The organism is Acidovorax sp. CCYZU-2555 (assembly GCF_018413525.1).
GTDB lineage: Bacteria > Pseudomonadota > Gammaproteobacteria > Burkholderiales > Burkholderiaceae_C > Comamonas.
This window is the reverse complement of sequence record NZ_JAHCDD010000073.1, coordinates 1-14,263: the sequence shown is the minus strand read 5'-3', so window position 1 is coordinate 14,263 and position 14,263 is coordinate 1. Positions and strand designations below refer to the sequence as shown.

Annotated in this window: 13 protein-coding genes; 7 read left to right on the top strand and 6 right to left on the bottom strand. The window is 66.3% G+C overall.

The features are described from left to right. Window positions 1-223 precede the first annotated feature (223 nt). Window positions 224-1,924 (top strand): tannase/feruloyl esterase family alpha/beta hydrolase, encoded by a 1,701-nt coding sequence (locus tag KHY18_RS21425; RefSeq protein ID WP_213304668.1) that lies wholly within the window; start codon window positions 224-226, stop codon window positions 1,922-1,924. 55 nt (window positions 1,925-1,979) lie between these two features. Here KHY18_RS21425 and KHY18_RS21420 read toward each other — a convergent pair whose 3' ends face one another. Beyond that, the gene (locus tag KHY18_RS21420; RefSeq protein WP_213304665.1) at window positions 1,980-2,384 is read right to left on the bottom strand and encodes a helix-turn-helix domain-containing protein; all 405 of its coding nucleotides are present in this window, start codon (window positions 2,382-2,384) and stop codon (window positions 1,980-1,982) included. A 67-nt stretch (window positions 2,385-2,451) separates the two neighbouring features. On the opposite strand from KHY18_RS21420, the gene KHY18_RS21415 reads away from it, so the two are divergent. Beyond that, window positions 2,452-3,687: an MFS transporter gene (locus KHY18_RS21415; protein WP_249729281.1), complete on the top strand. Its 1,236-nt coding sequence runs from the start codon at window positions 2,452-2,454 to the stop codon at window positions 3,685-3,687. Window positions 3,688-3,689: 2 nt separating this feature from the next. Here the strand turns inward: KHY18_RS21415 and KHY18_RS21410 are convergent, their stop codons facing one another. Beyond that, the gene (locus tag KHY18_RS21410; RefSeq protein ID WP_213304662.1) at window positions 3,690-4,574 is read right to left on the bottom strand and encodes a LysR family transcriptional regulator; all 885 of its coding nucleotides are present in this window, start codon (window positions 4,572-4,574) and stop codon (window positions 3,690-3,692) included. A gap of 220 nt (window positions 4,575-4,794) precedes the next feature. On the opposite strand from KHY18_RS21410, the gene KHY18_RS21405 reads away from it, so the two are divergent. The 3 genes from KHY18_RS21405 to KHY18_RS21395 are packed head-to-tail and all read left to right on the top strand — an operon-like array spanning window position 4,795 to window position 8,011. Continuing rightward, complete coding sequence (locus KHY18_RS21405) at window positions 4,795-5,997, top strand: CaiB/BaiF CoA transferase family protein (protein ID WP_249729280.1); 1,203 nt, start codon at window positions 4,795-4,797, stop codon at window positions 5,995-5,997. Then, window positions 5,994-6,998: a hydroxymethylglutaryl-CoA lyase gene (locus tag KHY18_RS21400; protein ID WP_213304655.1), complete on the top strand. Its 1,005-nt coding sequence runs from the start codon at window positions 5,994-5,996 to the stop codon at window positions 6,996-6,998. The genes KHY18_RS21405 and KHY18_RS21400 overlap by 4 nt, the downstream gene beginning before the upstream one ends. Before the next feature lie 32 nt (window positions 6,999-7,030). After that, window positions 7,031-8,011 carry a Bug family tripartite tricarboxylate transporter substrate binding protein gene (locus KHY18_RS21395; RefSeq protein WP_213304652.1) on the top strand — a complete coding sequence of 327 codons (981 nt, stop codon included), beginning with the start codon at window positions 7,031-7,033 and terminating at the stop codon, window positions 8,009-8,011. A 2-nt stretch (window positions 8,012-8,013) separates the two neighbouring features. Here the strand turns inward: KHY18_RS21395 and KHY18_RS21390 are convergent, their stop codons facing one another. The 3 genes from KHY18_RS21390 to KHY18_RS21380 form a co-directional block, all read right to left on the bottom strand. Continuing rightward, on the bottom strand, window positions 8,014-9,891 hold the full coding sequence (locus KHY18_RS21390; protein WP_213304649.1) for an acyl-CoA synthetase: 1,878 nt from the start codon (window positions 9,889-9,891) through the stop codon (window positions 8,014-8,016). Between the two features lie 23 nt (window positions 9,892-9,914). Beyond that, window positions 9,915-10,889, bottom strand: coding sequence for an NAD(P)H-dependent flavin oxidoreductase (locus KHY18_RS21385; protein ID WP_213304646.1), 975 nt, complete (start codon window positions 10,887-10,889; stop codon window positions 9,915-9,917). Window positions 10,890-10,969: 80 nt separating this feature from the next. Then, entirely contained in the window at window positions 10,970-11,965 is a 996-nt protein-coding gene (locus KHY18_RS21380; RefSeq protein WP_213304643.1) for a Bug family tripartite tricarboxylate transporter substrate binding protein, read from the bottom strand. A 137-nt stretch (window positions 11,966-12,102) separates the two neighbouring features. Between KHY18_RS21380 and KHY18_RS21375 the strand changes: the two genes are divergently transcribed. Then, window positions 12,103-13,023 carry a LysR family transcriptional regulator gene (locus KHY18_RS21375; RefSeq protein WP_213304640.1) on the top strand — a complete coding sequence of 307 codons (921 nt, stop codon included), beginning with the start codon at window positions 12,103-12,105 and terminating at the stop codon, window positions 13,021-13,023. 6 nt (window positions 13,024-13,029) lie between these two features. On the opposite strand, the gene KHY18_RS21370 is transcribed toward KHY18_RS21375, so the two are convergent. Beyond that, window positions 13,030-13,932 (bottom strand): LysR family transcriptional regulator, encoded by a 903-nt coding sequence (locus KHY18_RS21370; RefSeq protein ID WP_213304637.1) that lies wholly within the window; start codon window positions 13,930-13,932, stop codon window positions 13,030-13,032. Between the two features lie 152 nt (window positions 13,933-14,084). On the opposite strand from KHY18_RS21370, the gene KHY18_RS21365 reads away from it, so the two are divergent. Next, a partial coding sequence (locus KHY18_RS21365; RefSeq protein WP_213304707.1) for a CoA transferase occupies window positions 14,085-14,263 on the top strand: 179 nt, incomplete at its 3' end.

Here is a 14,263-nt window from a genome sequence, read left to right as displayed (position 1 = left end):
ACCGCGCAATACCGATTCCAGACACTGTCCGTCAGTTGATCCCCTTGCCGCCCACGGCGCGCATCCCCTGAACTCTCTGCCTCCATGGCGGCCTCGAAAGCGGCCGTCCCTGCCAGCCATCCGAGCGCCATCGGCGGGCAGGACGATGTCGACAAAGTACTTGATTGAAATCCGGGCCTGAAGCCCGGACTGACGCGGTAGTTAATCAACAACAGGAGACAACATGCGACAACCCCAGCGCTCTCTAGGCCACTTTGCCCTGCTGCTGCCCCTCTCGGCCGTACTGGTCGGCTGCGGCGGCAGTGGCGACAATCCGCCCGCGCCATTGGCTTGCGCCGATCTGAATGGAATGGCGATTGCCGCGTCCAGCATCGGGCTGGCCACCAGCGGAGCGGTGGTCACCGCGGCAACGACTGTGGCCGCGGCGGGCAGCGGCGTGAGCGCCACGCCTGAGTTCTGCCGCGTGAGCGCGTCGATTTCGCCGGTCGACACGACGGCGCCCAAGATCCTGCTGCAGGTGGCACTGCCTACCGTCTGGAACAACAAGGTGATGATGTTCGGCGGCGGCGGCTACAACGGCACGATTCCTTCCGTGACGGGCAATGTTCCCGCTGGCCCGACCGCACAGGCCACGCCGCTGGGACGCGGCTACGCGACCTTCGCCAGCGATTCCGGACACCAGGCCGGAGCGCTGGGCAGCCAGGACGGCTCGTTCGGCGTCAATGACGAGGCGGTCAGAAACTTTTCAGGCGACGCGCTCAAGAAGACGCGCGATGTGGCGCTTGCGATCATCAAGGCGCGCTACGCCGTGAGCGGGGCGACGAAAGCCTACTTTGCGGGCGGCTCCACGGGCGGGCGCGAAGCGCTTGCCGTGGCGCAGAAATGGCCGCAGGACTGGGACGGCGTGATCGCGCTGTATCCCGCGGGCGCGGCCGCGAGCCTCGACCTGCAGTTCGGCCGCATCACGCGCGCGCTGGCCCAGCCCGGCGCCTATCCCAGCCCGGCCAAGCGCAAGCAGCTGTACGACGCGTCCATCGAGGCCTGCGATGCGCTCGACGGCGTGGCCGACGGCCTGATCAGCGACATCAAGGCCTGCAACGCGCGCTTCAATCCCGCGACCGCGACCGTCAACGGCCTGCCGCTGCGCTGCCCCGGCGGCCTCGATACGGGCGACGCCTGCCTGTCGGATGCGCAGATCGCGGCGTTCAATGTCATCAACACGCCGATCACATTCAACTTCACGCTGGCCAGCGGCGAGACGCAATACCCTGGCTTCAACACCTGGGGCACCGACTTCGGCATTCCCAACGCCAGCCCCCTGCAGCCCACCGTCTCGTCGCTGTCCCTGAAGACCGTACAGCCCGCCAACCCCATGCCGACCGGCGCGCCCTATGGCAGCGTGTTCTGGGACCAGTGGGTGCGCTTTTTCGTCACGCGCGACCCGAACTTCAACGCGCTGACGCTGGACCCGCAAAACCCCGGCGCATACCAGGCACGCATCAGCGCGCTCAGCGGCCTTCAGGACATCAACAAGACCGACCTGACGGCGTTCCAGTCCAGGGGCGGCAAGATGCTGATCGCGCACGGCACGGGTGATGCGCTGGTCAGCACGCGCGCCACCGCGCAGTACGTCGATCGCGTGCGCGCGACCATGGGCCAGGCGCGCACCGACACGTTCCTGCGCTATTACGAAATTCCGGGCTACGGCCATGCGGTCAGCTCTGTCTTCAATGCCGCCTGGGATTCGCTGTCGACGCTCGAGAACTGGGCCGAGAAAAGCACGCAGCCACCGAGCCAGATCGTGACCGACACGGCCGGCGTGCCGGGCCGCACGCGTCCGCTGTGCGACTACCCTGCGTATCCGCGCTACAAGGGCAGCGGCGACATCAACGCGGCGGCCAGCTTCAGCTGCTCGACGCAATAGCGCGAGCGCATCTGCCGGCCCGCTTGCGTCATTGGAAAGCCGGGCCAGCGCTGCGCTATTTGGCCGCTGTCCCCGGCCCCGCGACCCGCAGCAGCTTGCGAAACCGCGGGCAGTCCATGTGTGACGGCGCGGGGCATTCGGCGACATGGCGCAGCAGCTTGCTCAAGGTGCTCATGCGGCGGATCTGTGCGTCGAGTTCATCGGCACGCTCGACCAAGGAAGGTCGCGGCAGATCGGGGTTGCGGTTCTTGTCGAACATGCCGTTGATCTCAGCGAGCGAAAAGCCCGCGCCCTTGCCCAGCGCAATCAAGGCCAGCTGGTCCAGCGTTTCCTCGCGGTACTGGCGGCGCAAGCCGTTGCGCGAAACGGATTCGATCAAGCCGCGCTCTTCGTAATAGCGCAGCGTGGAGGTGGGCAGGCCGCTGGTCTTCGACAGCACGCCGATATCGAGAAGATTCATGCTTGACTTCAAGTTGACTTGAAATTGCATAGTAAAGCCGTCCTCCATTTCGCGGCAAGAAGTCAGCATGAACAACGCAGTTTCCCTCCCCCACAACAGACTCGTCCTGGCGGCGCTCGCGGGTTCCATCCTGCTCGCGTCGCTGGGCATCAGCATCGCCGCCGTGGCGCTGCCCACGCTGTCCAGAGCCTTCGCGGCAAGCGTCGAGCAGGTGCAATGGGTGATGCTGGCCTATCTGCTCGCGGTCACGGCGACCATAGTCCCGGCCGGGCGCCTGGGCGATCTGCACGGCCACCGCCGCGTGCTCATGGCCGGCATCGCGCTGTTCACGCTGGCGTCGGCAGCCGCCGCGCTCGCGCCGGGCCTGGGCTGGCTGACCGCGGCGCGCGTGGCGCAAGGCCTGGGCGCGGCGGTTCTGATGTCGCTGCCTATGTCGCTGGCCAAGGGCCTGGTCGCACAAGAGCGCATGGGCGCGGCGATGGGCCTGCTGGGCACCATGTCGGCGATAGGCACGGCGCTGGGCCCGTCGGTCGGCGGCCTGCTGATCGGCAGCTGCGGCTGGCGCGCGGCCTTTGCTTTGCTGACCGTGCTGGGCGCCGGCCTGCTGGCGCTCGCGTGGGCGGCGCTTCCCGCCGCAAGGGCAAACGCGGCCGCCGCGCGCGCGCCGCTGGCACTGGGCCTGCTGCGCGATCGTGCGGTCGCCACGCCGCTGGCGATGAACCTGCTGGTCGGCGCGGTCATGATGGCGACGCTGGTCGTCGGCCCGTTCTTTCTGGCTTTCGGCCTGGGCCTGACCGAAGCGCAGACCGGCCTGGTGATGGCCGCGGGCCCGATCGCCGCCGCGCTGTCGGGTGTGCCCGCGGGGCGCCTCACCGACCGCTTGGGCACGCAGGCCTGCCTGCGCGCGGGCCTGGCGCTGGCCACCGCCGGCCTGTGCGGCTTTGCGCTGCTGCCCGCGGTGATGGGCGTGCCGGGCTATGTGCTGGCGTTGATGCTGGTCACGCCGGGCTTTCAGCTGTTCCTGGCGGGCAACAACACGGCCATGATGCGCGCCGCGCCCGAGGCGCACAAAGGCCTTCTTTCGGGGCTGCTGGGACTGTCGCGCAATCTGGGCTTCATGCTGGGCGCCGCGCTGCTGCCCCTGCTGTTTTCCGCGCTGCTGGGCGCCGATGGCCTGGCCCGCAGTTCGCGCCAGGCCCTGGGCCAGGCCTTTGCCACGACCTTTCTGGTCGCGGCCGGGCTGTGCCTGCTGTCACTGCTTCTGGCCTTGCGCGGCAAGGCGGTGCACAGCAGCCAAGCGTGAGCTCACGGCTTGGCAAGATGCTCGACCAGCGCGCGCGCGACGGGCGGCAGTGCCTCCAGCGAGCGCATGCACAGCACCAACTGGCGCTGGGCCCAGGGCTCGTTCAGGCGCAGGGCCGTGATGGCCAGCGTGCCCGCATACAGAGCCGCACTTTGGCGCGGCAACACGCCCACGCCCAGGCCCGCGGCAACCATCAGGCACAGCGCGTCGTAGCTGGTCACCTGGATGCGCAGCTTCAGCGGCAGATCCACTTGCGCGGCGCTGCGCGTGAGCAGCGCGTTGATGACGCTGCCCACATGCGCACCGACGAAGTCATAGGCCAGCGCCTGGCGCATGTCGACCTGCTCGAACTGCGTGAGCGGGTGGCCGTGCGGCGCGATCAGGATCAGCTCGTCCTGGCGGTAAGGCAGATAGGACAGCTCGCCGCCATAGCGACCGGCATTCAGAATGCCGAAATCGGCCGTGTTCTGCGCCACGGCCAGCGCGATCTCGCTGCTGATCTTCTCCTGCAGATGCACTTGCACTTCGGGGTGCTCGGTCATGAAGCCCTGCAGCTGCGCGGGCAGGAACTGCGTGATCGCCGAAATATTGGCGACCATGCGCACATGGCCGCGCATGCCGCTGCCGTACTCGCGCATCTGCCGCGCGATGCCGTCGATCTCCCCCAGCACGCTGCGCGCCAGGCCCAGCAAGGTATAGGCCGCCGACGTGGGCGCGATGCCGCGGTTGCTGCGCTCGAACAATTGCACCTTGAGCTGGGCTTCGAGTTCGGCCAGGCGCCGGCTCGCGGCCGAAGTCGCGATGTTTTCGCGCAGCGCGGCGCGCGCGATCGCCTGCTCCTCCATGACAGCCACGAACAAGCGCAAGGAGATGGGGTTGAGTCGCATGCCCGCATTTTGCTTTGCCAAAACGGCAGTGCTCCCAACTTCATGCGTCTTTTCACCTAGGGTATCTACTGAGTTTTTCGATTGCTATGCCGAAATGCGATGGCAGAAACGCAAATCAGCGTTTTGCAGCCGCGCGGATCTTTTGCATCATGAGGCCCTTCGCGATGCCGCTTCGCGACTGCCGAGAGAGAAGGAAAGAATGCAGGAAACTCCACAAAATATGCCCACCCTGGATGCAGGCGCGCTATCGGGCGTGCGCGTCATCGAGATGGGCCAGCTCATCGCCGGCCCGTTCGCGGGCAAGACCCTGGGTGAGTTCGGCGCCGATGTGATCAAGATCGAAGCGCCGGGCGGCGGCGATCCGCTGCGCAACTGGCGCATGATCAAGGACGGCACCTCGGTCTGGTGGCAGGTGCAGTCGCGCAACAAGAAATCGGTGGCGCTCGATCTGCGCAAGCCCCAGGGCCAGGACCTGGTGCGCCAGCTGCTCAAGGAAGCCGACGTGCTGATCGAGAACTTCCGGCCCGGCACGCTCGAAGGCTGGGGCATGTCGCCCGACGAACTGCATGCGATCAATCCCGGACTGATCATTCTGCGCATTTCGGGTTATGGCCAGACCGGCCCCTACCGCGATCTGCCCGGCTTCGGCGTCGTCGGCGAAGCCATGGGCGGCCTGCGCCATCTCACGGGCGAGCCCGGCCGCGTGCCGGTGCGCGTGGGCGTGTCGATTGGCGACACGCTCGCGGCGCTGCACGGCACCATAGGCGTGCTCACGGCGCTCTACCACCGCAAGGCGCATGGCGGCAAGGGCCAGGTGATCGACGTGGCCCTGCACGAAGCGGTGTTCAACGTCATGGAAAGCCTGGTGCCCGAATACAGCGCGTTTGGCGCGGTGCGCGAAGCCGCGGGCAGCGCCCTGCCCGGCATTGCACCGTCGAACGCCTATCCCTGCGCCGACGGCTGGGTGCTGGTCGCGGGCAATGGCGACAGCATCTTCAAGCGGCTGATGCAGACCATTGGCCGCGACGATCTGGCCAACGCCCCCGACCTCGCCGACAACGCCGGCCGCGTGGCGCGGGTGCACGAAATCGACGCCGCGATCGCGGCCTGGACACAGGCGCGCGACATCACCGCCGTGCTCGAACAACTGGGCGCGGCGCGCGTTCCCGCGGGCCGCGTCTACACCGCCAAGGACATCTGCGAAGACCCGCACTACCGCGCACGCGACATGATCCTGCAGCAGCAAACGCGCGACGGCTACAGCGTCGAAGTGCCGGGCATCGTGCCCAAGCTGTCGGCCACGCCGGGAACGGTGCGCTCCAGCGCGCCCAAGCTGGGCGACGACACCGACGCGGTGCTCGCGGCCATGGGCCTGGGCGCGGCGCAGATCGCCGAACTGCGCGCGCAGGGAGTGATCCAATGAGCGGCACAGCCAACGTCTGGAACGGCGCGGGCAAGCGCATCTATATCCAGGAAGTCGGCCCGCGCGACGGCCTGCAGATGGAAAAAGTGTTCATGCCCACGGCGCAGAAGATCGCCATGGTCGATGCGCTGTCGGCCGCGGGCATGGCCAAGGTCGAAGTCACGGCCTTTGTCTCGCCCACGGCGATTCCCGCGCTGGCGGACGCCGAGCAGGTGCTGCGCGGCATCGCGCGCCCGGCGGGCACCGTGATGACCTGTCTGGTGCCCAATGTCAAGGGCGCCGAGCGCGCCATGGGCGCGGGCGCCGACGAGCTGAACCTGGTGATGTCGGTCAGCGAAACCCATAACCTCGGCAATCTGCGCATGCTGCGCGTGCAGTCGTTCGCGGGCCTGCAGGACGTGATCGCCGTCGCCCAGCAGGGCCAGGTGGCGCTCAACGTCTCGCTGTCGTGCAGCTTCGGTTGCCCGATGGAAGGCGATGTGCCGGCCGACGTGGTGCTCGACTGGGCCCAGCGCTTCATCGACCTGGGCGTACAAGGCATCACCTTGTGCGACACCACGGGCATGGCGCATCCGGCCCAGGTGCATGCGCTGGTCAGCGCGTTCAAGGCCCGCTGGCCGCAGACCACGTTGACGCTGCATTTCCACGACACGCGCGCCATGGCCCTGGCCAATGTGCTCTCGGCCATCGCTGCCGGAGCCGATCGTTTCGACGCTTCCGTGGGCGGCATGGGCGGCTGCCCTTATGCGCCCGGTGCCAGCGGCAATGCCTGCACCGAGGAACTGGTGCATGCGCTGCAGCTGATGGGCTATGACACGGGCGTCGATCTGGCGGCGCTGACCCGGGTGGCCGCGGCCTTGCCCGCGCAGATAGGACATGACATTCCCAGCGCGATCGTCAAGGCCGGGCCGGTGCAGCAGCTGCACCCCGCGCCCGCGTCGCTGCAGGAAGTTCGCGCTCGCGCGCAGGAGCGGCTGCAGGCCGCCGAAACGGGGCTTTGAAGCCCGCATTACAAAAACCAAGGAGACACAGAATGACCATGACTCGCAAGCAATTCGGCCGTTTCGCACTCGCCACCGGCCTGGCCCTGGGCGTCGCCGGCACCGCGGCCGCGCGTTCCGACTACCCCAACAAACCGATCAACATGATTGTGCCGGCATCGGCGGGCGGCACGACCGACCTGGCCGCGCGCATGGCCGCGCAAGCCCTGGGGCCGGTGCTGGGCCAATCGATCGTGGTCGAGAACAAGGGCGGCGGCAACGGCAATATCGCGGCGGCGCAAGCCAAGCGCGCCGAAGCCGATGGCTATACCTTGCTGATGCAGTACTCGGGCTTTCATGTGATCTCGCCCCACCTGGGCAAGAGTTCGTGGGAGCTGACCGACTTCGTGCCCGTGGCCAATGTGCTGTCCGCGCCGCAGATCGTCGTCGTGCGCCGCGATCTGCCCGTGAACACGCTGCAGGAACTCGTGGCCTATGCCAAGGCCAACCCCGCAAAGCTCAACTACGCGTCTTCGGGCAATGGCTCGCTGCAGCATGTGACCGGCGTGCAGCTCGAACAGGCGGCGGGCATTCGCATGGTGCACGTGCCATACAAGGGCACGGGCCCTGCCCTGCAGGACCTGCTGGGCGGTCAGGTCGATCTGACGTTCGGCACCGCGCCGCCTTTCATGTCCCATATCCAGTCGGGCAAGCTCAAGGTGCTGGCCGTGACCGGCAAGGAGCGCCTGCCCAGTCTCGCCAACGTGCCGACCACGGCCGAAGCCGGCCTGCCCGGTGTCAACGCCACGTCGTGGTTCGCGCTGTTCGCGCCCGCCAAGACCTCGCCCGAGATCGTGCGCAAGCTCGAAACCGATGTGCGCAACATGCTCAATGACGCCGCGTTCCAGAAGAAGGCACTGGACCAGGGCGCGACCGCCGACTTCAAGGACAGCAAGGCGCTGGGCGCCATGGTCAAGCGCGACTGGGACATGTGGGGCAAGGTCGTGAAGGAAGCCAATATCCAGGCCGAGTGAACTCAGGCCTCGATGCGTACCGCTGCGCCCATGAACTTCACATCCTGGGCCAGCGTCTGCAGATCCTGGTCCGCTAGCCAGCCGTGCGGATCGCGCAGCACAAAACCTTGCGCTTCATCGAAGCGCACTTGCGGCCAGACGCAGGCCGGCTGCGGCTGGCGCTGCATGACCGCGGCCAGCGCGGTCTCCATGTAGCGCTGCTTGGCCATGCTGCGCAGCTCTGGCTTGAACACCTTGCCTACATTGGTGGTCGGCAGCGCGGCAACGATTTCCACGTAGCGCGGGCGCGCCGGCGGTTCATCGACATGGCGCGCGGCGAATTCGCGCAGCGATTCGGCGTCTGCCGTATGCCCCTCCTTGAGCGTCACGTAGGCCACCGGCACTTCGCCCGCATGCGGGTCGGGCGCGCCCACCGCGGCGCAGGCTTTCACGGCCGGATGTCTTTCGAGCGCCTGCTCTATCACCTGCGGGTCTACGTTGTGGCCGCTGCGAATGATCAGGTCTTTGGAGCGCCCCTGCAGCTTGAGCAGGCCGTCGGCGGACAGCGATCCCAGATCACCCGAGATCAGCCAGCCGTCTGCGGTGAAGTAGCTGTCGCGCTCGATGGCGCCCAGATAGCCCGCAAAAAGATTCGGTGACCGAAACAGCACCATGCCGGCTTCGCCAGGCGCGACTGCGTGCGGCGTGACATTGCCGCTGGCGTCCATCTTCGCGATGCGAATGCGCGCATGCGGGGTTCTGAAGCCGACATGGCCCACGCTGGCATGCACGCCCGAAGGCGTGATCGTCGAGATGCCGGTCATCTCGGTCATGCCCAGGCTTTCGTGCACATGCAGGCCCGTGCGCGCCTTGAAGCGGCGCGCCGTCTCTTCGCTCAGCGGCGCGGCGCCGGTGCGGAAATAGCGTATCGACGAGATGTCGGCGCCCGCCAGATCGATGTCGGCAAGCATGGACAACACCGTGGGCACGGCCGACATGAGCGTGGGCCGATGGCGGTCCACCAGTTGCCAGAAATTGGCCAGCACCTGCTTGTTGCGAAACAGCTCGGTCGTCGGAATGATGACTTCGGCGCCCGCGGAAAAGCAGGCCAGCGAACCCGGCAGGACGCCGGCCACATGGAACAGCGGATAGCCGTTGATCGTGCGGTCGTTCGACGTCAATCCCTGCATCTGCACGCTGGCCCAGGCGGTATAGACCTGGGCGCCGTGCGTCTGCGCCGCGAGCTTGGGCGAGCCCGTGGTGCCGCCCGTGTGGAAATACGCGGCGATATCGCCGGGCTGGATCACGCGGCCCGAGACCAGGCGGTCGGCGGGCTCGCGTGCAATCACTTGCGCAAAATTCAGCACGCGTGCGCCTATGCCCTCGGTGTCGGGCACGGTGCCTGCATGGCTCACGTAAAGCACATGGGTAATGCCGGTGGTCAGCTGCGCCACCTTGCGCCAGATGCCGGCGTCATCGGCATCGGCCCAGGCGATCAGCACCTTGGCGCGTGTGGCGTTGAGCAGCGACGAAATCTTCTCGGCGGTGAGCAGCGGGTTGATGGGCTGCACGATGGCCGCGGCCTCGCCGCCCCACAGCGCGAAATGGTATTCGGCGCAGCCCGGCAGCATGATGGCCACGGTGTCCTGGCTGCCCAGACCCAGGCCGTGCAGCGCATTCGCGGTCTGGTTGATCTTGCCCAGCAGTTGCGCATAGGTGAAGCGCTGGGCAGGGGCATCGGCTGTCGGAAGAAACGTCAGCGCCGCGCCCGCGCCATGGCCGCGGGCCGAAGCCTCGAACAGCGCGTGGGTGGACTGGGGCGCGATCAACTCGGCCAGCGGCGTCTGCTCTATGGCTTCGATGTCCGCGAGGCTGCGTATGGGGCGAATGGGCTGGAACATGGGGTCTTCAGAAACTGCGCAGATCACGCGACGAACAGGCTGTTGCCGCGCGCGAACGCGGCGCGGCAATCGCGCACCATGCGGGCGATCAATTCCTCGCAGGTGGGCACGTCATCGATCAGGCCCACGCACTGGCCCGCGGCGATCACCGCGTTGTCGATGTCGCCCGACTGCAGCGCGGCCTTGCCGCGCTGGCCGGTGACGAGATGGCGCAGGTCTTCGAACGGGCTGCCGCCGGGGCGGCGTTCGAGGGCGACGACTTCCTGCGTCACGCTGCTGCGCAGCGCGCGCGACGTATTGCTCAGGCTGCGCAGCACCAGCTGGGTGTCGGTTTCCCTGGCATTGACCAGGGCCTGTTTCAGTGCCTCGTGCACCGGCGATTCGACCGTGGCCAGAAAGCGCGTTCCCATGTTGACGCCTTCGGCGCCCAGCGCCAGCGCGGCCGCCATGCCCGCGCCCGTGGCGATGCCGCCCGAAGCGACGACGGGAATGTCGAGCACCTTCACCGCGGCGGGAATCAGCACCAGGCCCGGAACATCGTCTTCGCCCGGATGGCCCGCGCACTCGAAGCCGTCTATGGACACCGCATCGACGCCAATCTTCTGCGCCGACAGCGCATGGCGCACCGACGTGCATTTGTGCACCACCTTGATACCTGCCGCATGCAGCCGGCCAATGTATTGGCGCGGATTGTTGCCCGCGGTCTCGACGATGCGTACGCCGCTTTCAATGATGACTTCAATGAATTCGTCATAGGGCGGCCGGGTCTGCGCAGGCAGGAAAGTCAGATTCACCGCGAACGGCGCGCGCGTGAGCGCCTGGGTTGTGCGGATTTCCTCGCGCAGCGCCTCGGGCGTGGGCTGGGTCAGCGCGGTCAGCACGCCCAGGCCGCCGGCGTTCGATACCGCGGCCACCAGCGGGCTGCGCGCCACCCACTGCATGCCGCCCTGGATGATGGGGTAGCGGATGCCGAGCAGCTCTGTGATACGTGTCTTCATGGTGGGTAGGAGATGGGCGCGAAAAACGGGCGCGGCTGTCCCGCGCCCGCTGGGAGTGGGCTGTTCTTGCGGGGCGCGCTTTATTCGGTGGTCAGCTGGTTGTCCTTGACCACCTTGCCCCAGCCCGTGAAATCGGACTGCAGCAGTTCCTGCGTCTTGGCCGGAGTGAGGTAGGCGGAAAGAACGCCGATCTGTTCGAAGCGCTGATTGACCTCGTCGCTGGCCAGGATCTGCCGCGATTCCTCGCTGACCCGCTTGATGATGTTCTGCGGCGTGTCCTTGGGCGCGACCAGGCCGCCCCACGACGAAGCCTCGTTGCCGCCGAAGCCCTGCTCGGCCATGGTCGGCACGTCGGGCAGCGACTTCACGCGCTGGGGCGTACCTACGGCCAAGGCCTTGAGCCGGCCGCCCTTGATCTGCGGCAGCGCCGTGACCATGTCGGCATAGATCACCGGCACCACGCCGCCCAGCGTGTCGTTCATCGCGGGCGCGCTGCCTTTGTAGGCGATGTGCTGCATGTTGGTGAAGCCCTTGGATTTCATCAGCTCCATGCTCAGATGGCCCGAACTGCCGGCGCCCGAACTGGTGTACATCAGCGTCTGCGCGCTGGCCTTCGATTTGGCGAACAGCGACTTGAGATCGGTCACATCCGGCAGGGAATTCTTGTTGACCGCGATCACATTGGGCAGGTCGTAGATCTTGGTGACCGGCGCGAAACTGGTCGCGGGATTGAAGGTCGCCGTCTTGAAGAAATGCGGTGCCAGGATGGTGGGCGTGACCATCATCATGAACGTATAGCCGTCGGCCGGCGTGTTGACGAACTGGCCCGCGGCGACCGCGCCCGACGCGCCGGGCTTGTTGTCCACGACCACGGGTTGGCCCAGGCGCTTGCCCAGCGCTTCGGCATAGACGCGCGCCGCGGCATCGGTAGGACCGCCCGCGGGGAACGGCACGACCAGCTTGATGGGACGCTCGGGCCAGCCGGCCGCCGCGGCGTGCAGGCTGGGAAACGCCAGCAGCAGGCCCACGGCGATGAGCGTGGGAGTGCGTAAGAATTTTGAACGTGTGATGGCCATTTTGTCTCCTTGCTTGTGCATTTTTCTTATCCCGTTTACTGGGCTTTGATTCATTCTTGCAAACAAGACCGTTGTTGACAACGATGGCATCCATGTACATCATGGTCAAAAATATTTGACACGAAAGAACCGTCGCGATGGACTTGCAGGCACTGACCATCTTTGTGGAAATCGTCGACGGCGGCAATCTGAGCCAGGCGGCGCGCGCCTTGAACATGTCGCGCGCCAATGTCAGCTACCACGTCGCGCAGCTCGAGAAATCGCTGGACGCCGAACTGCTGCGCCGCACGCCCCAGGGCATAGAGCTGACCACCATGGGCCAGCAGGTCTACGCGCATGCGCGCAACATCGTGCATGAGTCGGCACTGATGCGCGAAGCCGTGAGTGCCAGCGCCAACGAACAGCAGATCACCGGAAAAATCGGCCTGAGCGCGCCCACCGGCTTCGGCCAGCTGGTCATGGGGCCCTGGCTCATAGAGTTCAAGAAGAAGTATCCCGGCATCATTCTGGACGTGCGGCTGGAGAACTTCATCGACAACCTGGTCAAGGACGGCGTGGACGTCGCCATCCGCGTGACCCAGGAGCCGCCGCCCATGGTCGTCGCGCGCGACCTGGGGCCGGTGCGCTACACGCTGTGCGCAGCCGCCGAATGGGCAGCGCACAACCGTGTGCCGCAGACGCTCGCAGATTTGCGGCGCACGCCCATCATCACGTCGGGCGGCGTCAGCGGCCAGGTGCGCATGACAGCCGTGCACGACGGCCATGAAGAAGAGATCGACTTCGTTCCCACGCTGATGTCGCGCAGCTACCCTTTCGTGCTCGACTGCATCCTGGGCGGCCTGGGCGTGGGCCTGGTGCCCGACTACATGACACGCACACGGATACAGGCGGGTGAGCTGGTGCCCATGCTGGCCCATTACCAGTTCAGCATCAACCGCAATCACATGTACCTGATGTACATGCCCAACCGCTACCAGTCGCGCGCCACCATCACCTTCATCGACTTCCTCACCGACAAGATGGATTTGCCGCGCATGGTGCGAAAGTCGGATGGGTGAAGCGCCTCACGCCCCGCCTTGCTGCGCGGCCTTGTCCAGCAAGAAGTCGATCAGCGTCGCAATCGCCTTGGTCTGATACCGCGTGGGCATGTACAGCAGGTACTTGTTGGTCGACAGAAAGTCCAGACTGCCCGGCGCGAACGGCAGGCGCACCAGCTCGCCGCGCTGCAGCGGCTCGCGCACCATGTAGTCGGGCACCACGCCCACGCCCAGGCCTTTGAGGATGGCGTCGCGCAGAAAGTAGAAGTTGGCCGACATCAGCCGCGGCTTGATGCGCAGCTCGGCGCTGCCGCCCACCTGGTAGCCGGCCAGGCGCAGTTTCTGTCCCGTGAGGTTGGAGCTGATCAGCGGCACCTGGTGCAGGTCTGCAAGGCGGTTCGGCATGCCGCCGGCCGCTACCAGCGCCGGCGTCGCGCAGGCCACATAGTGCACCGGACCCATGTTGCGCGCCACCAGATTTTCCGGCGGCTCGGTCATCACCCGCATCGCGAAATCGACCGCGCCTTCGAGCAGGTCTTCGATGTCGTTGTCGAACACCACTTCCAGCGTGACGCCGGGGTACAGCTGCATGAATTCCGTGAGCCAGGACGACATCGTCAGCTGGCCGTAGCCGCTGGGCACGGCCAGGCGCACCGTGCCCTGCAGGCTCTGGCCCAGGCTGCTGACCGATTCGGTCGCGGCCAGCAGCTCCTGGCGGATGGTGCGGCCATGTTCATAGAGCTTCCAGCCCAGCTCGGTGGGCTCGATCTGGCGCGTGGTGCGGCGCAGCAGCTGCTGGTCGAGTTCGCGCTCGAACTGGTTGAGCCGCTGGCTCACGCTGGCCCGGCTCACGCCCAGGCGCGCCGCGGCCCGGCTGAGATTGCCGGCTTCGATGATGTCCACCAGCAGGGACAAAGTGGCCAGATTCATTGTCAAGTTTTCAATTACACAATGTCCAATTTTTATCACAATTGCTAAATTTTCTAAACATATGAAAATACGCACCTCAACGGTGCAGCACATGCACCAATAAACTCTGGGGTCTGCGGGCCTCGCATCGATTCCTGGACAAGGCCTGTTGCATGAACGCTCCCCTTCCCATCCAGCCCCTGGCTGGTCTGCGTGTTCTTGATCTTTCGCGCGTGCTCGCCGGCCCCATGTGCGCCATGTCGCTCGCCGACCTGGGCGCCGATGTGACCAAGGTGGAACATCCGAGCCGCGGCGACGACACGCGCGACTGGGGCGTGCGCGTGGGCAGCCG

Coding starts and splice junctions, on each gene's coding strand:
- KHY18_RS21425 (WP_213304668.1), top strand. CDS start 224: ATGCGACAACCCCAGCGCTCTCTAGGCCACTTTGCCCTGCTGCTGCCC.
- KHY18_RS21420 (WP_213304665.1), bottom strand. CDS start 2,384: ATGAATCTTCTCGATATCGGCGTGCTGTCGAAGACCAGCGGCCTGCCC.
- KHY18_RS21415 (WP_249729281.1), top strand. CDS start 2,452: ATGAACAACGCAGTTTCCCTCCCCCACAACAGACTCGTCCTGGCGGCG.
- KHY18_RS21410 (WP_213304662.1), bottom strand. CDS start 4,574: ATGCGACTCAACCCCATCTCCTTGCGCTTGTTCGTGGCTGTCATGGAG.
- KHY18_RS21405 (WP_249729280.1), top strand. CDS start 4,795: ATGCCCACCCTGGATGCAGGCGCGCTATCGGGCGTGCGCGTCATCGAG.
- KHY18_RS21400 (WP_213304655.1), top strand. CDS start 5,994: ATGAGCGGCACAGCCAACGTCTGGAACGGCGCGGGCAAGCGCATCTAT.
- KHY18_RS21395 (WP_213304652.1), top strand. CDS start 7,031: ATGACCATGACTCGCAAGCAATTCGGCCGTTTCGCACTCGCCACCGGC.
- KHY18_RS21390 (WP_213304649.1), bottom strand. CDS start 9,891: ATGTTCCAGCCCATTCGCCCCATACGCAGCCTCGCGGACATCGAAGCC.
- KHY18_RS21385 (WP_213304646.1), bottom strand. CDS start 10,889: ATGAAGACACGTATCACAGAGCTGCTCGGCATCCGCTACCCCATCATC.
- KHY18_RS21380 (WP_213304643.1), bottom strand. CDS start 11,965: ATGGCCATCACACGTTCAAAATTCTTACGCACTCCCACGCTCATCGCC.
- KHY18_RS21375 (WP_213304640.1), top strand. CDS start 12,103: ATGGACTTGCAGGCACTGACCATCTTTGTGGAAATCGTCGACGGCGGC.
- KHY18_RS21370 (WP_213304637.1), bottom strand. CDS start 13,932: ATGAATCTGGCCACTTTGTCCCTGCTGGTGGACATCATCGAAGCCGGC.